Source organism: uncultured Pelagibacterium sp. (genome assembly GCF_963972885.1).
GTDB lineage: Bacteria > Pseudomonadota > Alphaproteobacteria > Rhizobiales > Devosiaceae > Pelagibacterium > Pelagibacterium nitratireducens.
In genome coordinates this window covers 1-20612 of record NZ_CAXAXY010000005.1, presented here as the reverse complement: position 1 = coordinate 20612, position 20612 = coordinate 1, and the positions used below count along the sequence as shown (strand labels likewise).

At 61.4% G+C, this 20612-nt stretch carries 20 protein-coding genes; 9 read left to right on the top strand and 11 right to left on the bottom strand.

Annotation, left to right across the window (positions count from 1 at the left end; all coding sequences use genetic code 11):
• The first annotated feature begins 126 nt into the window (after nt 1–126).
• A complete protein-coding gene (locus tag AACZ55_RS01740; RefSeq protein ID WP_338610181.1) occupies nt 127–1362 on the top strand; it encodes an MFS transporter in 1236 nt (411 codons plus the stop codon).
• Between the two features lie 97 nt (nt 1363–1459).
• Nucleotides 1460–2719, top strand: coding sequence for a multidrug effflux MFS transporter (locus tag AACZ55_RS01735; RefSeq protein WP_339642374.1), 1260 nt, complete (start codon nt 1460–1462; stop codon nt 2717–2719).
• 442 nt (nt 2720–3161) lie between these two features.
• Here AACZ55_RS01735 and AACZ55_RS01730 read toward each other — a convergent pair whose 3' ends face one another.
• The gene (locus tag AACZ55_RS01730) at nt 3162–3479 is read right to left on the bottom strand and encodes a hypothetical protein (protein ID WP_339642371.1); all 318 of its coding nucleotides are present in this window, start codon (nt 3477–3479) and stop codon (nt 3162–3164) included.
• Nucleotides 3480–4108: 629 nt separating this feature from the next.
• Here AACZ55_RS01730 and AACZ55_RS01725 point away from each other — a divergent pair.
• Entirely contained in the window at nt 4109–4843 is a 735-nt protein-coding gene (locus tag AACZ55_RS01725; protein ID WP_339642368.1) for a hypothetical protein, read from the top strand.
• 165 nt (nt 4844–5008) lie between these two features.
• Here the strand turns inward: AACZ55_RS01725 and AACZ55_RS01720 are convergent, their stop codons facing one another.
• Both AACZ55_RS01720 and ttcA read right to left on the bottom strand, forming a co-directional pair.
• Complete coding sequence (locus AACZ55_RS01720) at nt 5009–5821, bottom strand: inositol monophosphatase (RefSeq protein WP_339642365.1); 813 nt, start codon at nt 5819–5821, stop codon at nt 5009–5011.
• The gene (gene ttcA / locus AACZ55_RS01715; protein ID WP_339642362.1) at nt 5818–6669 is read right to left on the bottom strand and encodes a tRNA 2-thiocytidine(32) synthetase TtcA; all 852 of its coding nucleotides are present in this window, start codon (nt 6667–6669) and stop codon (nt 5818–5820) included. The genes AACZ55_RS01720 and ttcA overlap by 4 nt, the downstream gene beginning before the upstream one ends.
• A 408-nt stretch (nt 6670–7077) precedes the next feature.
• Between ttcA and AACZ55_RS01710 the strand changes: the two genes are divergently transcribed.
• Entirely contained in the window at nt 7078–8454 is a 1377-nt protein-coding gene (locus AACZ55_RS01710; RefSeq protein ID WP_338610173.1) for an SbmA/BacA-like family transporter, read from the top strand.
• 49 nt (nt 8455–8503) lie between these two features.
• Here the strand turns inward: AACZ55_RS01710 and AACZ55_RS01705 are convergent, their stop codons facing one another.
• The 5 genes from AACZ55_RS01705 to AACZ55_RS01685 all read right to left on the bottom strand — a co-directional run bounded on the left by AACZ55_RS01705 (nt 8504) and on the right by AACZ55_RS01685 (nt 13651).
• The gene (locus AACZ55_RS01705) at nt 8504–10099 is read right to left on the bottom strand and encodes a tannase/feruloyl esterase family alpha/beta hydrolase (RefSeq protein WP_339642358.1); all 1596 of its coding nucleotides are present in this window, start codon (nt 10097–10099) and stop codon (nt 8504–8506) included.
• Between the two features lie 273 nt (nt 10100–10372).
• A complete protein-coding gene (rpsD, locus tag AACZ55_RS01700) occupies nt 10373–10990 on the bottom strand; it encodes a 30S ribosomal protein S4 (protein ID WP_338610170.1) in 618 nt (205 codons plus the stop codon).
• A 297-nt stretch (nt 10991–11287) separates the two neighbouring features.
• Nucleotides 11288–12151: a DMT family transporter gene (locus tag AACZ55_RS01695; RefSeq protein ID WP_339642356.1), complete on the bottom strand. Its 864-nt coding sequence runs from the start codon at nt 12149–12151 to the stop codon at nt 11288–11290.
• A 127-nt stretch (nt 12152–12278) separates the two neighbouring features.
• Nucleotides 12279–13115: an RNA methyltransferase gene (locus tag AACZ55_RS01690; protein WP_339642353.1), complete on the bottom strand. Its 837-nt coding sequence runs from the start codon at nt 13113–13115 to the stop codon at nt 12279–12281.
• Nucleotides 13088–13651: a GNAT family protein gene (locus AACZ55_RS01685; protein WP_338610166.1), complete on the bottom strand. Its 564-nt coding sequence runs from the start codon at nt 13649–13651 to the stop codon at nt 13088–13090. The genes AACZ55_RS01690 and AACZ55_RS01685 overlap by 28 nt, the downstream gene beginning before the upstream one ends.
• A 103-nt stretch (nt 13652–13754) precedes the next feature.
• Here AACZ55_RS01685 and AACZ55_RS01680 point away from each other — a divergent pair, with 103 nt between their 5' ends.
• Genes AACZ55_RS01680 through AACZ55_RS01670 form a run of 3 tightly spaced genes read left to right on the top strand, consistent with a single transcriptional unit; the run spans nt 13755 to nt 14953 of the window.
• On the top strand, nt 13755–14186 hold the full coding sequence (locus tag AACZ55_RS01680) for a GFA family protein (protein ID WP_339642349.1): 432 nt from the start codon (nt 13755–13757) through the stop codon (nt 14184–14186).
• Entirely contained in the window at nt 14186–14584 is a 399-nt protein-coding gene (locus AACZ55_RS01675; protein WP_339642346.1) for a GFA family protein, read from the top strand. The genes AACZ55_RS01680 and AACZ55_RS01675 overlap by 1 nt, the downstream gene beginning before the upstream one ends.
• The gene (locus AACZ55_RS01670) at nt 14585–14953 is read left to right on the top strand and encodes a TfoX/Sxy family protein (RefSeq protein ID WP_339642343.1); all 369 of its coding nucleotides are present in this window, start codon (nt 14585–14587) and stop codon (nt 14951–14953) included.
• On the opposite strand, the gene fabF is transcribed toward AACZ55_RS01670, so the two are convergent.
• Nucleotides 14922–16193, bottom strand: a complete 1272-nt coding sequence (fabF, locus tag AACZ55_RS01665; protein WP_339642340.1) for a beta-ketoacyl-ACP synthase II — start codon at nt 16191–16193, stop codon at nt 14922–14924. The two genes, AACZ55_RS01670 and fabF, sit on opposite strands and share 32 nt — an antisense overlap.
• 46 nt (nt 16194–16239) lie before the next feature.
• Nucleotides 16240–16680 (bottom strand): MarR family winged helix-turn-helix transcriptional regulator, encoded by a 441-nt coding sequence (locus tag AACZ55_RS01660; RefSeq protein ID WP_338610157.1) that lies wholly within the window; start codon nt 16678–16680, stop codon nt 16240–16242.
• A gap of 191 nt (nt 16681–16871) precedes the next feature.
• Between AACZ55_RS01660 and AACZ55_RS01655 the strand changes: the two genes are divergently transcribed.
• Complete coding sequence (locus tag AACZ55_RS01655; protein WP_338610155.1) at nt 16872–18083, top strand: NADP-dependent isocitrate dehydrogenase; 1212 nt, start codon at nt 16872–16874, stop codon at nt 18081–18083.
• Between the two features lie 350 nt (nt 18084–18433).
• The gene (locus tag AACZ55_RS01650) at nt 18434–19555 is read left to right on the top strand and encodes an outer membrane protein transport protein (RefSeq protein ID WP_339642336.1); all 1122 of its coding nucleotides are present in this window, start codon (nt 18434–18436) and stop codon (nt 19553–19555) included.
• 62 nt (nt 19556–19617) lie between these two features.
• On the opposite strand, the gene AACZ55_RS01645 is transcribed toward AACZ55_RS01650, so the two are convergent.
• On the bottom strand, nt 19618–20612 hold a 995-nt coding region (locus tag AACZ55_RS01645), incomplete at its 5' end, for a DHHA1 domain-containing protein (protein ID WP_339642334.1).

The window sequence follows — 20612 nt, the reverse complement described above, 5'->3', positions numbered from 1 at the left end:
CTTGGGGCCGTTTTGCCGTCGGGCTTTCTCAAATCAATCATATTGATGATACCCATCGTGCTTTTTCGTTTGTGACGTGCGCGGAAGTCTTTATCGTCGCCCGGCGATACAAACGGAATCCTGACTATGTCCGCCACAACCACCCGCCGCGCCCTGCCGGTTCCCTTGCCTGTCATCATCGTGGCCGGCTGTTTCATCGCCATGGTGACCTTTGGCGCCCGCTCCACCTCCGGTATTTTCCTTCTGCCCATGACCGAGGACCTCGGCTGGTCGCGTGAGGGTTTTGCCATGGCGCTGGCCATCCAGAACCTTGTCTGGGGCATTACCCAGCCTTTCGCGGGCGGCATGGCCGACAAATTCGGCACCGGTCGCGTATTGGCCGGCGGCGCGCTGGTTTACGCACTTGGCCTGTTTTTGTGGTCGATCACGCCAACCGAAGGCATGTTCATGCTCACCGGCGGCGTCTTGATGGGCGTCGGCATCGGCACGGCTTCGTTCGGCGTGGTCATGGCCGCCTTCGGCCGCGCCGTTCCGCCCGAAAAGCGCTCCTTCGTCTTCGGCATAGCCACCGCCGCCTCGTCGATGGGCCAGTTCGTTTTCGCCCCGCTCGGACAGGCCTTCATCTCCAATTTCGGCTGGCAGAGTGCGCTGGTCTATCTCGGGCTGATCATCCTGCTGGTCGTCCCGCTCTCGACAATGCTGCGCGGCCAGACAAACAGCGCGCCCGGCGATGCCGATATGCCCTTCATGCAGGCGCTCTCCAAGGCGCTCGGCCATGGCTCCTATCGCCTGCTGGTCATCGGCTTTTTCGTCTGCGGCTTCCATCTGGCCTTCATCACTGTCCACTTCCCCGCCTTCCTCGTCCAGTGCGGGCTGACACCGGAAGCCAGTTCCTGGGCGCTGGGGCTGATCGGCCTGTTCAACGTCGCAGGCTCGCTTATGGCCGGCTGGCTGGGCGACCGATTGCCCAAGCAGATCCTGCTTTCGGTGATCTATCTGCTGCGCGCCGTCGGCACCGCCGCCTTCCTTTTGCTGCCCATAACCGAGGTCAGCGCCTATATCTATGCGGCAACCCTGGGCATGCTCTGGCTGGCCACAGTGCCGCTGACCGCCGGGCTGGTCAGCCTGTTCTTCGGCCCGCGCTATATGGGCATGCTCTATGGCGTGGCCTTTCTCTCCCACCAGATCGGCTCGTTCTTTGGTGTCTGGCTCGGCGGCCTGTCCTACGACATGACCGGCGACTACTATGCGGTGTGGTATCTGGGCATCGTCATCGGCCTGCTGTCCGCGGCAATTCACATACCGATCAGGGAGGGCAAGGCGCCCGCCTTCATCGCCCCCCAGCCCGCTTCCATCGGCTAGTGCCGATTTTAGGGTTGCCAAACCCGACAGAGGGGTTCAAGCTTTACCAACAAGGCCGGGCCGATGAGTCCCGGCCTTGCCATTTCCAGGGTATCCCATGACGACCACGACGACAGTGACCCGGGACGTTTCCCGGCCAGAATTCATTGCCCTTGTTGCAGGGCTCATGGCGCTCAATGCCATGGCTATCGACGTCATGCTGCCTGCGCTGCCCTATATGGGCGAGGCGCTGGGCGTGATGAATGAAAACGACCGCCATTACGTGCTGACCGCCTATATGCTCGGGTTCGGCGCGGCGCAGATTGCCTTCGGCCCACTGTCGGACCGTTTCGGACGCCGCGCTCCGCTCATGGTTGGCCTGACGATCTACGTTATCGCCGCCTTTGCGGCTGCGTTCTCGCCGACCTTCGCGACGCTTCTGGTTCTGCGCTTCGTTCAGGGCCTTGGCGCCGCCTCCACCCGCGTGATCGCCACCTCGCTGGTGCGCGACAGGTTTGGCGGCAGGGCGATGGCCGAAGTCATGTCGCTGGTCTTTATGGTATTCATGATCATTCCGGTGATAGCGCCCGCAATCGGCCAGGTGCTTTTGCTGACCGGACCGTGGGAATACATTTTCTTTTTCATGGCCGCCCTGGGATTTGTCATCACGGTCTGGGCATTCATTCGCCTGCCCGAAACATTGCGGCCCGAGAACCGCCGCGAACTGCGCCCGGCGATCATCATTGAAGGCTTTCGGCTCGTCTTCACCAACAAGATGGCCTTCAGCTACGGGCTTTCGGCCATGTTCGTGTTCGGCGCCCTCTTCGGCTTCATCAGCACGGCCCAGCAGATCTATGTCGATATCTACGATCTGGGCGCCTATTTCCCGGTCGCTTTTGCCGCAATCGCCGGCCTGATGTCGATCTCGTCCTACACCAACTCCCGCATGGTCCGGAAAATCGGCATGCGCCGGCTGAGCCATGGCGCCATGCTGGTCTTCACCATCATGAGCGGCATCTGGCTTATGGTCTCGCTCACCGGGTTCATGCCGCTCTGGCTGTTCCTGGCCTTCCTTGCCGTCATCATGTTCATGTTCGGCTGGACGATGGCCAATGTAAATTCACTGGCCATGGAACCGCTCGGCAGGGTTGCAGGCACCGCTTCGGCCGTATTCGGCCTGATCCAGACAGTGGGCGGCGCCCTGATCGGAACCGTGATCGGTCAGTTCTACAACGGCACCATAACGCCCATCGCTGCGGGATATTTCGTGCTCGGCTGCGTCGCGCTCGTCTTCATCCTGATTGCCGAAAATGGCAAGCTGTTCGGTGTCGGCGAGGAATACAAGGACGAACTCCCCCCGGTCGGCGGCGAACACTAGGACCAATCGACATTCAGCTCAGGGTGAGTCGAAAACGGCGGTTTTCGAGAGTGATGACCGGCTACAGAAGGTCCGGTGGACCTTATGTAGGGAAAAACGCCCGGCGAGCTTAAGCTCGCGGGGCTATGAGCAGCGTACGTTCGGGTACGTAAGCACCGGAAACGCAGCAAACTGCCATTTGCAGGCCGCCATCAGCTCAATGTCGATTGTCCTGGAGCGTGTCCAGCAAAACCATGTCCTCGACGCGATCGGGGATGAAAATGGCTTTGCGGTTCGGACACGCGACAAAACAAGGGTTTGGAGCCAAGGATTTGAGTCAATCAATCCTCGGCTCTAGCGTAAATGGAAAGGGCCGCGTGCTCGCCTGAGCATACGGCCCTTCCCTTTCACCCTGAAAACGGCTGGCCCAACCGGCCATGCACGCGTGCCACCTTTGGTGGCGCTATTGCCCCATATAACACCGGGCGGCTTCAGCGAGGGCCTCGTTTGCCGCCCGCAGTTCAAGCGCCTCGCTCCTGAGCGCTTCGATCTCGGCTTCTCGGATACCCTGCCCTCGGGCCGGTTCGAGTTCGGCAAGAAATTTGTCGAGTTCAAGAACCTGGGCGCTTGCCGCATCAAAGAGCGCTTCCGCGCCACCGGCTTCACCGATTGTCTGCGCCATGCTCACCCCGTTTACAGCCGTGGGACACGATTGGGCCAAAACAAATGTCGGCACAAGACTCACTGTCGCGGCCAGGGCGATGGTTCGGATCGCTGTCATTGCCTTTCCTTTCCTGGAGTTAGGTGGCGGTGAACCGACCTCGGCAGTCCCAAAGAATGGCGCTAGCCGCACCGGAATCGTCCCGATGAGTCCGAGATCGGTGTGTCCCAATCAGGCGCTTCATAAACACAAGCGGCCCAGTAGACACCGTTCCCTTCGGTATCGACCGGAGCGCTCTCTCCAGGCGAAAGCGTTTCCGATGAGGTATAATACCCCGAGCTCGATCGGCAGGCGTTAGCCATGCAGTAATGAACAACGATTGTTTTGTTGCATCCGTTATACATCTGGCTCTTGAAAAACGCCGTATTGCTTGTATTGCGCACGTCAACACAGTCGTTTGCCTGCTGGGCAAATGTCGGAGAGACACCAAGCGGCACAAAGCAGGCCGCTGCAAACAATAGCAGGAGTGTGTACTTCAATTATTCCTCCGTTTTAATGAGAGCTAGTGATCGCCCCTGCGCCAATCACGGCCTATCCCGGTTCGACGAGAGCGCGAAAGCAGCCTTAATCATCTTGCCATGCCGATGTCTTGGACATTCCCGGAAGATCCCGAGACTGCGGGGCATTTTCGGGGATTTACTGTGATAACTCATATGCTTATTGTCGAATGGCTGAGACGGGAGAAGGCAATGGAAAACGATAACATTGCAGGATATCGGCACTGGCACGAGCTGCTCGACGCCATATGCATCCGCCAGGGCCATCTCGACAACATGGCTCTGGCCGAAGAGCTTTGCCTGGCCTCGGGCAGCAAATCCCAGGAGTCGTTCGAGGCGACGCTAAGGAACCTGCACAATTGGCGAAACGGTACTCACGTTCCCCGGCGCCGCAACTTCCTGCTCCTCACCAAGGTCCTGCAGATCGAGTCCCGGGAGGACTTGAGCGCGGGCTGGAATGCGCTTTACCAGGAAGCCCGAAAGCCCGCTGAGACCGGAGCAAACGACAGTAAGATCGATAATGGCCGAACTCAGATCAGGCAGTTGCAGTTGATGTTGGCTGGAACTGTCATATGCCTGATTGGCCTGGCCGGAACCCTCGCCTACCTGCTTCTCTCGCCCGCCCCCCAAAGCACGGGATATCCCGAAATCGAGTACCACAGGCTCGTGACGCTGGGCGTCGGGGACTCCGAGATCATTCATGGTCGGCGCGGCGCGTGCGGCGAGATGCCTCCAGCCTGGGAGGTTACCCGAAAAGACCTGCCCGACATCGATATAGGCTCATGGTCCGACGGCGGCATAGGACTGCGCAACAGCCGCAGTTGCGGCGGGCCGACCCCTGCCCGGGCATTGATGTTCACGGCCACGGCACCTGGGCGGACTGATTTCGATCTCTACAGTGACCCGATTACGATTCGGGTCGAATGATCGGCAGACAGCGGCAGCTTTGCTGCGTTGGACCAAAGCCTGGAGCGTGTCCAGCAAAACCATGTCCGCGACGCGATCGGGGATGGAAACTGTTTTCCAGTTCGGACACGCGACAAAACAAGGGTTTGGAGCCGAGAATTTGAGTCAATCAAATCCTGAATGACTCTAGACGGTAAACACCTCGCGGCGCAGTTCGTCCCAGCTGTCCCTGCTGCCTGCCACCAGAAGCCCGCCCTCCATATGGGCGGGTTTGTACGCCGAGCCGTCGAAATGGGCCACATGGGCGCCCGCTTCCACCATCATCAGCGATCCCGCCGCGTGATCCCAGGGCGTGAGCTTGTTATACATCATGAAGTTGAGGCTGCCGCCCGCCCCCAGCCGGTATTCATGTCCAGCGCAGCGATAGGCGGCCAGCGTGTGGATTTTGGCCAGATTGGCCAGAACTTCGGCCCGCTTGTCCTGTGCGACGTAAGATGCCGATGCCGTGCCGGCCATCTGGTCGAGCGGCACCGGAGCGGCAAATTTCTGCGCCACAATGCGTCCGTCGGGAAACACCTGGAAACACCCGCAGCCGCGCTCGGTCATCATCCAGTCATCCCCCACCGGATCGTAGATCACCCCGGCGACCACCTCGCCCTTGTGCACCACCGCCGCCATTACCGCGAACAGCGGCAACCCGGCTGCAAAATTCCAGGTGCCGTCCACCGGATCGACATAGACAACCGTCTCGTTCTCGAAATGAGTGTCGAGCAGCTTGGGGTTGGCGGCCACCGCTTCCTCGCCGATCACCACGGTCTGTGGTGAAGCTGCCTTGATCGCCTCGGTAATGAACCGCTCCGACGCTTCGTCGGCTTCGGTCACCAGGTCATGGGCGTGCGATTTGGTGCGGATCGCGCCTTCATCGAGCCGCCGGAACCGCGGCATGATTTCCTTGGCCGCTGCCTCACGCAGAATTGCCGTCAGGCGCTCGATGTTCATTGGTCCATCCTGGCCGCCAGTGCGGCGAAGTCGAAAAGTTTCGGGTCCAGCATGTGGCTGGGATTGATATTGCCCAGCGCCCGGATCATCACGTCCTTGCGTCCCGGCATCTTGCGCTCGAAATCATCGAGCATCGCCTTCATGGCGTTGCGCTGCAGCCCGTCCTGCGAGCCGCACAGATCGCAGGGAATGATTGGGAATTCGAGCGCTTCTGCAAACCGGGCCAGATCGGCCTCGGCGCAAAAGGCCAGCGGGCGCAGCACTTCGACATCGCCCTCGTCATTGAGCAATTTGGGCGGCATGGCCGCCAGCTTGCCCCCATGAAAGAAGTTCATGAAGAAGGTTTCCAGGATGTCCTCGCGGTGATGGCCAAGCACCAGCGCGGAACACCCTTCCTCGCGCGCGATGCGATAGAGATGCCCGCGCCGCAGCCGCGAACACAGCGAGCAATAGGTCGCGCCTTGTGGCAGCTTGTCGGTGACGATCGAATAGGTGTCCTGATATTCGATCCTGTGCGCGATACCGTTGCGCTCGAGAAATTCAGGCAGGATGTGTTTGGGGAAATTGGGCTGTCCCTGGTCGAGATTGCACGCCAGAAGCTCGACCGGCAAAAGCCCGCGCCATTTGAGGTCGAGCAGCACCGCCAGAAGCCCGTAGCTGTCCTTGCCACCCGACAGCGCGACCAGCCATTTCGTGCCCGGCCGCACCATGCCATAGGCATCGAGCGTTTCGCGGACCTGACGGATCAGCCGCTTGCGCAGCTTGTTGAACTCCACGCCCGCCGGCGCATCCCGAAACAGCGCCGGGCAGGACTCATCGGGATCGGCGATAGGTTCGGCAATACTCATTTTGACCCTTCTCGCGCCAGACGAAATGTGAAGCTGGGGCGCATGCGTTTGATACATGCCGCCGGCGCGGGGGAAAAGGGGCAGGTGCCGATTTCAGGAACGACAGGCCGGGCGAAACCCGCGATTGCGGCTCACCCGGCCCAGTGACGCAGAACAAGGCTACTGTGAACCCGTTCGAACCGGACCCGTCAGGAACCATCTGCGATCCGGCTTGCCCATTCATATCCCCCAGACATTGCCCTTCGCTCAACGCGCAGATACGCATTCTTGTCAAAAACCGCTCAATTGCCTTCGATCAGCGCTGATCTGGCTCCTGCGCGGTCTTGCATGCGCCGGATTCCCGGCCTTAGATCATCGTTCGCGGCCCGCAGCTGGAATGACGAGTCGCCGTCCTATACGGAGCGTGCAATGTTTCGATCTTTCTTCCCGGTCCCCAAGCAGTTTTTCTCATCCCTTCTCGGCTTGTTGATCCTGGCGATCATCGGCTGGTCGGCGCTGGGTCCAACGCTCCAGCCCTATCTCAGCCTGGACCGGTTCCTACTGCCCCCCCCATGCGCGCCCACCGAGCCGGCGACGCCGCCGGGCGTGGGCGACACGGCCCAGGCCGTGCCGGGCGCCGAGCTCTCCGAGCCCGATTTGCCCGATTCCTCGATAACGGAGTCCGATGCCCCCTCGGCCACCGAAGCGCGCTGCCTGCCGGAAGGCTCGTTCCTTACCGCCGAGCGGGTCTGGTTTTACCAGTACCTGCTCATTCTGGCCGTCGGCTTCTGTGTGTTCTGGTACAATTACAAACGCAATGAATGGTACTGGTGGTCCGTGGTCAGCACCGTGGCGATCATGCTGCTGGTCTATTTCAACGTTCAGGTCGACGCCTTCATCAACAATTGGCAGGGCCGTTTTTTCAACACCATGCAATTGGCCCTGACCGAACCGGGGTCCGTGACACCCGAAGAATTTTACGGCCAGATCGCAGAGGCTTTCGTCGTCCTGATGCCGCGCATTATCGTGGCGGTGATCGTTGCGTTCTATACAGCCCACTACGTCTTCCGCTGGCGCAAGGCGATGAACTCCTACTACATGGCCTGGTGGCCCTCGATCCGCTCCACGGAAGGTGCCGCCCAGCGCGTGCAGGAAGATACGATGCGCTTTGCTTCGATCACCGAGGATCTCGGCGTCGCCTTCCTCGATTCGCTGATTACCCTTGTGGTGTTCATCCCACTCTTGTGGACCCTGTCGCAAAACGTCACCTCCCTGCCCCTGATCGGCGACGTGCCGGGTAGTCTTGTCTGGGTGGCGCTGCTGTCGGCGGCCTTCGGCACCGTGCTGCTGGCCGTAGTCGGCATAAAGCTGCCGGGCCTCAACTTCGAGAACCAGAAGGTCGAGGCGGCCTATCGCAAGGAACTGGTCTATGGCGAAGACCACGAGGAATATGCCCAGCCCGCCACATGGCGCGAGCTGTTTGCCAATGTGCAGAAGAACTATTTCCGCCTCTATTGGCACTACACCTACTTCAATCTCGCCCGCTACGGTTATCTCAACCTCGCAGGCTACATCCCGCTCCTCGCCCTCTCGCCATCCATCCTCGCAGGTGCCCTGACGCTCGGGCTCTATCAGCAGGTCCAGCAGGCTTTCGGCCAGGTTTCGTCCTCGTTCCAGTTCCTGGCCCGCGCCTGGTCCACGGTCATCGAACTGCTCTCGGTCCACAAGCGTCTGATGCACTTTGAAAGCCACATCCCGCGCGATCAGGAACCGATCAAGGAATCGGTCAGCCAATACGCGGACTGACAAACAAAAAGGGCCGCCCACCGGGCGGCCCTTCGCGTCTTGGGTAACTTTACTCGCAGATAAACGCCGCGCTGGCCGCGTCATAGCGGGTTTCGGCCGGATAAACGCACAAGAGACGCTCGCGATCCGGAGTGCCGCCGCTCACCGGCAGATGGCCAGGGGCGACACCGTCTTCAACCCAGGCAACCAGCGCATCAAGACCGTCGAACAATTCCGGGCCCGTTCCACCCGAAACGTGCCCGACGCCGGGCATCAGATACAGCCGCGCAAAATCCTGCACCGCCTCCGCACTGCCATAACGCTCGATCATTGCGTCATACCAATCCACAGTGTCGATGGCCGAAACGCCCTGATCGCCTGTGCCATGATAGACAATCACTTTTCCGCCCGCGAAGCGGAAGGCGTCCATATTGGGGCTGTTGGCACTGGAAAACTCTGCCGAGCCTTCCAGGGCTGCAGGATCGGTCTCGAAATCGAAGGCAAAGGAATCGAAATCGGGATCGGGCGGCGTCATGAAAACATAGCGGATCGATGTGTTGGTTGCCCGCGGGTTGTTGTTGGGCCATTCGGTCGCTGTCCCCAGCTTCCATCTGCGGAAGTCAGAACCGGGGTCATAAGGAAATGGCGCATAAAGTTGCTCACCGGCCGCGTTGCGCGCGCCTTCATGAACCTTGACGAAGGCCTCGGCCTGCACCGCCGTGATGCAGCTATCGGTCTTTTCGCCCTCGCAGACGATCGGCGAAGGATCATATTGGCACCGCAGCGGCAGATCGATGATCCCGTCTTCCAGACCATCGAGTCCATCGCACTGGGCGATCATTTCGGCAAAGATCAGGTCGGTGTCGGCCTGCGAATAGGCCTCGCTCAGGAGCGGACGTCCTTCGGCGTCACGCGGCGCAATCTCGGCCATCGCCGCCAGATCCCATGCCGTCGCGACGTGTCCGCGCGACTGCGAGATGATGGGGGCCCCCGCGATGATGCCATCGAAATGGTTGGCAAAGCGCTGGGCAGCGGTAAGCCCCTGCCGGCCACCATTCGACGCACCGACAAGATAAGAATAGCGCGGTGCCATGTCATAGGCCGACTGCAGCAGCGACTTGGAGACACCCGTTACCAGATCGAGCGAATTGTACCCCCAGTCGATGCGCGCCTTGGGGTCGAGCCCGAACGATGCATCGCGCCCGTTCGACCCTGTATGTCCGGCATCGGTGGAAACCACGGCGTAGCCCATCGTCAGCGCCGGCGGCTGGCCGGCCGTGTTCGTTCCAACGGCCGGACGGATCGAACCGTCAGTCCCGCCACCGCCCTGGAAGTAGAACCGCTCGTTCCAGTCGAGTGGCAAGCGCAGCTCGAACCCGGTCGAAAACGCGACGTCGTCAACGCCCTTGCGCTCTTCCATGTAGCCTGTGAGAACACAATGGGGCGGCAAACTTGTCTCGCCACTCATCTCGTCCAGCCGCAGTTCGGTGCTGTCAATCCGCAGGTCCGGATACGCGAAGCCTGAAAGACTCTCGCACCAGCCGGCGGCACTGTCCGCAGCAATCTCGACAGCCCACCCCGGCATCGTGCCCAGCCCTGCGATCAACCCGGCGACCAGCGCCGCTCGGCCCATCCTGCCAGGTCCATTGGCCCTGTTGTTAGTCATCTCGTCCTCCTCAAACGAATGGCAACATTAGGTTCAAACCGGCAGACGGCAGTCGACGCCTGCTACGCACGCAAACGCCTGCCGTGCACCGCCCAGCGGACTGGTGCTCTCAAACTGTCCGGAATTGAACGATCAAATGATTGCGGCGCGCCAGGGTACTGGCAAACCCCGCCAGCCAGCATTCCGCAAGGCGGAACGTCCGCGCATATGGGCGGGCCAAACAAAAAGGGCCGCCCACCGGGCGGCCCTTGTTCGTAAAACTGTATGGTTCGCTTAGCGCGAATAGAATTCCACAACCAGGTTCGGTTCCATCTGGACCGGATAGGGCACATCGCCCAGGGTCGGGACGCGGACGAAGGTCGCGGTCATCTTGGAGTGATCGGCATCGACGTAGTCGGGCACGTCGCGCTCGGCGAGCTGGACGGCTTCGAGAACGATGGTGAGCTGCTTGGAGCGCTCACGGATCGAGATCACATCGCCCGGCTGCACGTTGTAGCTCGGAATGTTGACGCGCTTGCCATTGACCTGAACATGGCCATGGTTGACGAACTGGCGCGCCGCGAACACGGTCGGCACGAACTTGGCGCGATAGACGATGGCGTCCAGACGGCTTTCGAGAATGCCGATCAGGTTTTCGCCGGTATCACCGCGACGACGTGCAGCTTCGGCGTAAACGCGCTTGAAGGCCTTTTCGGTGATCGAGCCGTAATACCCCTTCAGCTTCTGCTTGGCGCGCAGCTGAATACCGAAGTCGGAAAGCTTGCTCTTGCGGCGCTGGCCGTGCTGGCCGGGGCCATAGGCGCGGGCATTGAGCGGGGACTTCGGACGACCCCAGATATTTTCGCCGAGACGGCGGTCGATCTTGTGCTTCTGCGAATGACGTTTTGACATCGCTTGTCCTTTCAAATCAGAGCGCTTTCGGCAAAAGTTGCAGACTTTTGCGGTTCGAAAGCGCGACACAAAAAATTGGAGAATGACGTCCGGATCGACCGGACGGATTCTCTAACCGATAAAAGACAGCGCCCTCCTCTGTTCTGCCCGAAAGCAGAACCGACAGACCGTGCGAAAAACGTGAATTTCAGGTCCGGCTCGAAAGCCGACCAAAAACGCAAACCGACGGTCCCGGGTGCTTCCTGACGGACAAAGCCGATCAGGATGGCCGGTTTCTAGGGGGCAAAGCGCATAAAGTCAAGCGCTGCGGGCGACCCTGCGCTCGCGGTGAAAGACGTAGAGCCCGGAGGCCAGTATGATGGCCGTGCCCACCCAGGTCCACAGGTCTGGAAAATCGCCGAACACGATATACCCCACGATCGTCGCCCCGATGATCTCGATATACTGGAACGGCGCCAGCGTCGAAGCCGGTGTACGCCGAAAGGCTTCGGCAAACAAAAAGAAGGTCAGCCCCGAGAACATGCCCATGAACACCAGCAACCCCCAGGGTCCGCTGGTATCGATGCCGCCCGAAAAGCTTACCAACTGGAACTGGCCCAGCAGCGCAAATCCGACCCCGATCAACACCATCGCCACCAGCGAAAACCAGAACTGCATCGAAATGGCGTCCATATGCCGGCCCAGCTTGCGCATGACGATCGCATTGGAAGCAAATCCAGTCGCTGCGATCAGCGGCAGAATCGACGCCCAGCCGAAAATATCCCAACTCGGCCGAATGACGACGACCGCGCCAACCAGCCCCACGGCCACCGCCACATAGCGCCGCCAGCCGGTCTTTTCCCCCAGCAGCAGGCCCGAAAGCACTGTCAGGATCAACGGCTCGACGAAAAAGATCGCGATCGCTGTGGCAATCGGCATGGTGACGAACGCCCCGATCAGCGAGGAGAGCACGATCGCCATCGTCGCCCCGCCCAGAAGCATCAGCCCCCATGGCCCCCGCGCCAGCCGCCGGCGCATCACCACAATGAACAGCCCCAGCATCACCATCTGAAACGCGAAACGCCAGAAGGCGATCTCGAACGGGCTGAGAAGGCCTGTCAGGCTCTTCGACATCGCATCGCTGATCGGCACCAGAAGAACCGCCGCGATCATAAGCGCCATCCCGCTTTGCGGTGAACCGGCTCCAGCTTTGGGAGCGGGAGATTGCGTGGCGACCATGACAGACCTGATTGGAAATACGGGAGGGTTTTGCGTCCCACCCTAGCTGCGAGACCCGAGCACGGCAACCTCAGGACAAATCGTCTGCGTCCTCGTCCTTGTGCCGAGCAGGATTGGGCCGCTCGTGCCGCCGGTCGAGCGCCGCAACGATGCCGCGCAGCGTGCGCACCTCCTGCGCGTTGAACCCGCCGCGCGCGAACATGGCGCGAATATTGTTCATCATGCCGGGCCGCTTCGCCGGGGTCTTGAAAAACCCCGCCCGGTCGAGCGCTTCGCCCAATTGTTCAGTCATCGCGGCCAGTTGCCCGCGCGGTGCCGGCTCGCCCTCATCGGCAGAAAAGGGCAGTGGCTGATCCTTGAGCGCCGCGCGCCGCCATTCATAGGCAATAACCAGCACCGCCTGGGCAATGTTGAGCGAGGCAAAGGCCGGCTCGACCGGCAGCGTCACGATGGCATCGGCCAGCGCCACCTCGTCATTGTTGAGCCCCCAGCGCTCGCGCCCGAACAAAATCCCGGCCTTCTGCCCGCCCCCGATATGGGTCGAAAGCCGGTCCGCCGCTTCGTCGGGCCCGATCACCGGCTTGAACATCTCGCGGTTGCGCGCCGTCGTTGCCAGGACCAGATTGAGATCGGCCATCGCCTCTGTCAGCGTCTCGAACACCTGCACCCGCTCGATCACCGGCAGCGCCTTGGCCGCCGATGCCGTGGCCTTTTCGTTCGGCCATCCGTCCCGTGGATTGACCAGCCGCAGATCCCAAAGCCCGAAATTGGCCATGGCCCGCGCCGCAGCCCCGATGTTCTCGCCAAGCTGGGGCTCGACCAGAATGATCGCCGGCGTGGGCCGGAACGCAAATTCCTTGCTGCTGTCGGTCCCCGCCATCAGTTTGCCTTCCGCGCCGCGCGCCATTCGTCTTCGAGAATGGCGTAAACCAATTCCTCGTCCCACTCACCCTTGAAGATCGCATGCTCGCGAAAATGCGCTTCCCGCCGCATGCCCAGCTTTTCCATAACCCGCCACGAGGCGCTGTTGCGCGCATCGCACCGCGCCGAAATCCTGTGAAGGCCCACCTGCTCAAAACCCACCGCCAGCACCGCTTCCATCGCCTCGGTCGTATAGCCCTGGCCCTGAAATTGGGGGCTCATGACATAGCCGATCTGCCCCTGCCGCGCTGCGCGATCCTCAAACATCAGCACCACATCCCCGATCAGCGCTCCGCTCGCCTTGAGCACGGCCGCATATTGAATGCCTTCGCTGTTCTCGCCCGTTCCATCCATGGCGATCCAGCGCGGGATCAGCTCACGAACGCGATCGAGCGAGCGCGGCTCCCACATGCAGTAGCGTGCGACTTCGGGCAGCCCCTGATAGGCGGCTGTCGCTTCGGCATCTGACGGTGCGAATTTGCGCAGCATCAGCCTCTCGGTTTCTATTGCGAAAAAAGTCATTAGCCCGGCGCTCGTTTGTTGAAGGCTGAGGCACTAATGCTTGCCGGTCGCAATGGCAACAATAGCGCTGGATTTGTCAGCGTGCTCGTGCCAGCTTTCGCCGATGCCAACACTCAGCCTCGATGAAACCGCCAGTTGCGCCTGCGGCGCCGTAAGCCTTCGGATCGAGGGGCCTGTCCGCTCCATGCTGGTCTGCTCCTGCCTCGATTGCCGCAAATCGACCGGCACGGGCCACTCTGCCGTCGTCTTGATGTCGACCGATTCAGTTGCCGTTTCGGGCAAGACCAAGGGCCATACCCGCCAGGCCGCTTCCGGGTCTGAGATCACCCGCTATTTCTGCCCCCAATGTGGAACGCCCCTTTTTGCCAGAACAGCCCGTGCGCCGCTTTTGGCTCTGGTTCCCGCCGGCCTGTTCGACCGACCCGATTGGTTTTCGCCCAGTCAGGCGATTTTCTCGCGCACCCATCTCGATTGGGACACCCTCGACGAGACGCTCCCACACTACGACACCTATCGCGACAACGGAGGATTTTGATGTTTGCAACCGGCCGCTGCCTGTGCGGAGCCATCAGCTTTACGGTCGCCGAACCGCCCATCCGCATGGCCCAGTGCCATTGCGAGGATTGCCGGCGGCTCACCGGCACCGGGCACATCGTTCAGGCATTCTTCAAGACAGATGATCTGACGGTCAGCGGACAACCGGCCGTGTTCGAAAACGTTGCCGATAGTGGCAGCGAACGCCGCCGCTCGTTCTGCCCAACCTGCGGCTCCACCCTGTTTTCCGAACGCAACACGGCTCCCGGCGTGATCGGCATCGCCATCGGCGCCTTCGACAATTCCGACTGGTTCAATCCCGCAATGGTGCTTTATGCCGGACAGCGCCCGCAATGGGACCCTGAACTCCCCGGTATTGAGGCCCATGAAAGAATGTAGATGAGCCACATCGCCGACGCCCTCTCAGACCGAATCCGCGAGCGCCTTGCCCCCATTCCCGGCATCACCGAACAAAAGATGTTCGGCGGACGCTGCTTCATGCTCGACGGCAACATGGTTTGCGGCATCATGAAAAACGGAGCCCTGCTCGCCCGCGTCGGCAAGGACGGCTATGAGGACGCTCTTACCCTTCCCGGCTGCCAGCCCATGACCATGGGCACCAAGACCATGTCGGGCTTTGTTGAAGTCGATGGCGACGTGCTCGAACCCGACAGCGGTCTCGCCCAATGGGTCGACCGCTGCCTGGCGTTTACGGCCACCCTGCCGCCCAAACAGGTCAGGCCCGCCCGAACACCAGCGTCGCGTTGATCCCGCCGAACCCGAACGAGTTGGACATGACATAGTCCACTTCCCTGGCGATCGGCGTATTGGGCACGAGCTCGAAGTCCCCGCCCTCGGGCACCGGATCGTCGAGATTGATCGTGGCAGGCAGCGTGTTTTCGCGCAGCGCCATCACCGAGAACATCGCCTCGATGCCCCCTGCCGCGCCGAGAAGATGCCCGGTCGACGATTTTGTAGACGAAATCGCCAGCGACTTGCCCCGATCGCCGAACACCGCACCAATGCCGGCCAATTCCGCCGCATCGCCCACCGGCGTGGCGGTCGCATGCGCGTTGACATAGCCCACGGCATCGGGAGAAATGCCCGCCATGGCCAGTGCTTTGCGCATCGCCACTTGAGCCCCAGCCCCATCCGGCGATCCCGCCGTCAAATGATAGGCGTCGGCCGACGTGCCATATCCCGCCACGACCGCAAGCGGCACGGCCCCGCGCGCCCTGGCGTGACTGAGCTTTTCGATCACCAGCACCGCTGCCCCCTCGGCCAGCACGAACCCCGAATGCCCCTTGTCGAACGGCCGCGAGGCCTTGTGCGGCTCGTCATTATAGGATGAGGTCAAAGCGCGCGACGCGCCGAACCCGCCAATTGATATGGGATCGACCGATCCTTCGGCCCCACCCACCACGGCAACTTCGGCTTCACCGGTCAGGATCAGCCGCATGCCATCGCCGATCGCCTGGGCCGACGCCGCGCACGCCGTAACCGGCGTACCGATCGGCCCACGAAACCCATGCACAATGGAAATCCAGCCCGCCGCCATATTGGCCAGGAACGAGGGCACGGTGAATGGCGAGAGCCGCCGCGGCCCCTTTTCGGCAATGGTGCGCGCCGCCTGCGCCATCACCGGCTCCCCGCCCACTCCCGAAGCGATGATCGTTGCCGTTGCCTGCTGCCCTGCATCGTCCTGGGGGTGCCAGCCGGCCTGATCGAGCGCCTGCGCCGCTGCGGCAAGCCCATACTGGATGAAAAGATCCATCTTCTTGATTTCCTTGGGCTCGATCCATTCGGCTGGATCGAACCCTTGGGGATCATTGGTCTTGTCGGGAACCAGCCCGGCGATGTGGGAGGCAAACCCCGTCGTATCGAAGCGATCGTTGCGCACGACCCCGCTCTTGCCGGCAATAAGCCGCTCCCAGTTGGTCGCAACGCCCACCCCAAGCGGCGACACCACACCCATCCCGGTTACAACAACCGGATCATCGCTTTGCATCGAAAGTCTCCATCAATGGTTCTGGATTGATATGCCGTCCGGGCCTTCAGGCGTCCGCGTGCTCGCGAGCCTCACCAGCGGTAAGGGCACGCAACCCGCCAAGGAAATCCTCAGCCCCCGGCTCGGCCACCAGCGCCCTCAATTCGACCTGCGACTCCCGCCAGAGCGGCAGGATGTCGTCAAGCAGCGCCGCGCCCTTCCCGGTGAGTTCATAGTGTCGGATATTGCCCTTTTCCGGGCGTCCCGCGACGACGAGCCCGCGTTTGGCGAGTGGCTCGAGATTGCGCAGCAGCGTCGTCCGATCCATCGAAATTCGTGCCGCCATCGAATTGACCGACATGCGCGGCGAGTTCCGAACCGTCATAAGGACGGTAAACTGGACAACCGAAATTTCAAAAGGCCGGAGCACCTTGTCGTACCGGCGCGTCAGCGCCCGCGCCGCCATGACGGTGTTGAGCACGAGGCAATCGAAAAAGGCAAAGGTCATGGCGGCAACCTATAGTGTAATTACACATGTGTAAATACACTATACTATTCACCTCCGTGCCACCCCCGCTCGGCAAGCCCCCTTCGCGGCGAGACACTTTGCGCCTTTCCAATGCTCTGCTATAGGGACCGCGAACTTTGGCTGGCCCGTGCTGGCCGAACCGGGTTTTTGCGCGCGAGGAGCACACATATATGAGCAAGATCAAAGTCGCCAATCCCGTCGTCGAACTTGACGGCGACGAGATGACACGCATCATCTGGCAGGCCATCAAAGACAAGCTGATCCACCCCTATCTCGACATCGATCTTGAATATTACGATCTCAGCGTTCAGAAGCGCGACGAAACCGACGACCAGATCACCGTCGACGCTGCCAACGCCATCAAGAAGCACGGCGTCGGCGTCAAATGCGCCACAATCACCCCCGATGAGGGCCGTGTCGAGGAATTCGGCCTCAAGAAGATGTGGCGCTCGCCCAACGGCACCATCCGCAACATCCTGGGCGGGGTGATCTTCCGCGAACCCATCATCTGCAAGAACGTGCCGCGCCTCGTCCCCGGCTGGACCCAGCCCATCATCGTCGGCCGTCACGCCTATGGCGATCAGTACCGCGCCACCGATTTCAGATTTCCCGGCAAAGGCAAGCTCTCCATCAAGTTCGTTGGCGAAGACGGACAGGAAATCGAGCATGAAGTGTTCGACGCTCCCTCCTCGGGCGTGGCCATGGCCATGTATAACCTCGACGAGTCGATCCGCGACTTCGCCCGCGCTTCGCTCAACTATGCCCTCCAGCGCGGCGTCCCCTGCTATCTCTCGACCAAGAACACCATCCTCAAGGTCTATGACGGCCGCTTCAAGGATATCTTCGAGGAAGTCTTCCAGGCCGAGTTCAAGGAAAAATACGAAGCCAAGAAGATCTGGTACGAGCACCGCCTGATCGACGACATGGTTGCAGCGGCCCTCAAATGGTCCGGCGGTTACGTCTGGGCCTGCAAGAACTATGATGGCGACGTGCAGTCCGACATCGTCGCCCAGGGCTTTGGCTCGCTCGGCCTGATGACCTCGGTTCTCATGACCCCCGATGGGCAGACCGTCGAAGCCGAAGCGGCCCACGGCACCGTGACCCGTCACTACCGCCAGCACCAGCAGGGCAAGGAAACCTCGACCAATTCCACGGCCTCGATCTTTGCCTGGACCCGTGGCCTTGCCCACCGCGCCAAGCTCGACGGCAATGACGAACTGGCAACCTTCGCCGCCACGCTCGAAAAGGTCACCGTCGACACGATCGAACAGGGCAAGATGACCAAGGATCTGGCGCTTCTGGTTGGCCCTGATCAGCCCTGGCTCACCACAATGGGGTTCCTGGACGCCATCGACGCCAACCTGCAAAAGGCCATGGCGTAACCGTCATCAAGCCGTACACAGCTGCCAAAGCCGCCCCTCGGGGCGGCTTTTCTTTTGCCTGCAGTCTCGCACGGCGCTGTTGCGGATGTGCATTTGTGACACATTTTTGACCAAATCCGCTTCGGGGCAATTGACCGGGACGGGGAACGCAGCGATTGTTGACGTAAGCGTCATAGCGCTATCGATAACGATAGGGCTTATGGCGTCGGCGTGTTGGAGGGACGCGTCAGGACAATCCCGCGCATGTCCGGCAAGACGTTTTTGCGGTTCGGACACGCGACAAAACAAAGGTTGGAGCCAAGGATCTGAGTCAATCAGATCCCGAACGGCTCCAGGAGGAGAGTTACTCAATGCGTGCACCACGCAAGCGTTCCCATGCACTTGCCCTTTTGGGCCTGATGGCCGTCGGCGGCTCCGCCCAGGCCGGGGGTCTGGAAGCCAATGGCTACAACTGGGACATGATCTTCGATCCGGCGACCTATGCCGCCAAAGGCACGATCACCTATGTCGATATCGATCACGCCATTACCAATCCCGGCTACCCGGGGACCACGGTGTCCTCGTCACCGAGCCGCGTTCACTACAATTTCGGCATAAGCGGCGAGATTATCGACAACACCTCATGCCTGGTCTCGGCACAGAACCCGTTCGGTTCGGGCACCGATCGCGACAGGGCCTATGCCTTCGCCACCAGCCAGGCCGTGCGCGAGCGCATAAGTTCCAATGACATCGGCCTGACCTGCGCTTACGGGCTCGACGTCGGCCCCGGCGTTGCCAGCATCATCGGCGGCATATCGGCCCAGCAATTGAGCTACACTGCCACCGTCCCCACGGCTCTGGGCATTACGGCCCCCATCGATATCGACGGCATGTCGGCCGGCTGGCGGCTGGGTGTTGCCTATGAAATCGAAGAGATCGCCCTGCGCGTCAGCGCAATCTACAATTCCGCCGTTTCCTATGACCTCGATGGCACGGCCCTGGACGGCACCCCGTTCTCCGGCCCGGCCAGCGCCAATGTCACCGCCCCGCAATCGATCGAGCTCAAGGCCCAGACCGGCGTTGCGCCGGGGTGGCTCGTGCTCGGCTCGGTCAAATGGGTCGATTGGTCGGTGGTCGATACACTTGCTGTCAGTACAAATGCCGGTCCCATCAGCACCGATCTCAACTATCGCGATGGCTGGACGGTGACCGGCGGGGTCGGGCACGCACTGACTCCCGAGCTTACCGTGCTGGGCACGGTTACATGGGATCGCGGCACCGCCTCGGTCGACAATGCGGGCGTGTTGGAAAACGGCACCCAGACCGACCGTTGGGGCGCAACCCTGGGCGCGGCCTACGACATTTCCGAGAGCGTCGAGTTCTCCGGCGGCGTGTCCTATTCGACAATCGCGCCCGGCAGCAATCTGCAGAACGAAAGCTGGGACCGCGGCTCGGTCCTCGCCATCAGCGCCAGCCTCAAGGCATCGTTCTGAGCGTTTCGCGGTAACGAAAATGGCCCCTCACGGGGCCATTTTTATGCGTTTGATAGAGGCGATCAGGCGCCCAGATGAGCCTTGATGGCATCAACCGCCGCCTGGGCTTGCGAGGCGTCGGGGCCACCGGCCTGCGCCATGTCGGGACGACCGCCGCCGCCCTGCCCGCCGAGCGTCGTCGAGCCGATCCGCACCAGATCGACGGCGCTGTAACGCGACACAAGATCGTCGCTCACGCCCACCGAAATGCCGGCCTTGCCATCCTCGGTCGTGCCCACGATGACAACAATCCCCGACCCGATCTGCTTTTTGCCCTGATCGACGAGCCCGCGCAAATCCTTGGGCTGCAGTCCTTCGACCACGCGCCCCATAAAGGTCACGCCATTGATCGTTTCGCTGGCCGCCCCATTGGCAGCGCCGCCGCCCATGGCCAGCTTCTGGCGCAGATCGGCGACCTGCCGCTCCAGTGCCCGCCGTTCTTCCACCAGCGCTTCGACCCGCGACACCGCATCGCGCGGCGACACCTTGAGCGCCGCAGCGACCGTCTTGAGCTGATCTTCCTGCTCGTTGAGATAGGCCCGTGCGCCATCGGCGGTCAGCGCCTCGACACGCCGCACGCCCGCTGCGACAGAACTTTCCTGGACGATCTTGACCAGCCCGATGTCGCCGGTGCGCCGCACATGCGTGCCGCCGCACAATTCCATCGAATAGGTCTTGCCCGCCTTTTCTCCATCCAGCGACGTGCCCATGGAGACCACGCGCACCTCGTCGCCGTATTTTTCGCCAAACAGCGCCATGGCCCCGGCTTTGACCGCATCGTCGACGGCCATCAGCCGCGTTTCGACAGGCGCGTTCTGCAGCACGATGGCATTGGCCATGCGCTCGACCTCGGCGATCTCCGCTTCGCTCATCGGCTTGGTGTGCGAATAGTCGAACCGCAACCGGTCGGGCGAAACCAACGAGCCCTTCTGCGCAACATGGCTGCCCAGCACTTCGCGCAACGCCTCGTGCAGAAGGTGGGTCGCCGAATGGTTGGCGCGGATCGCCGTTCGGCGGG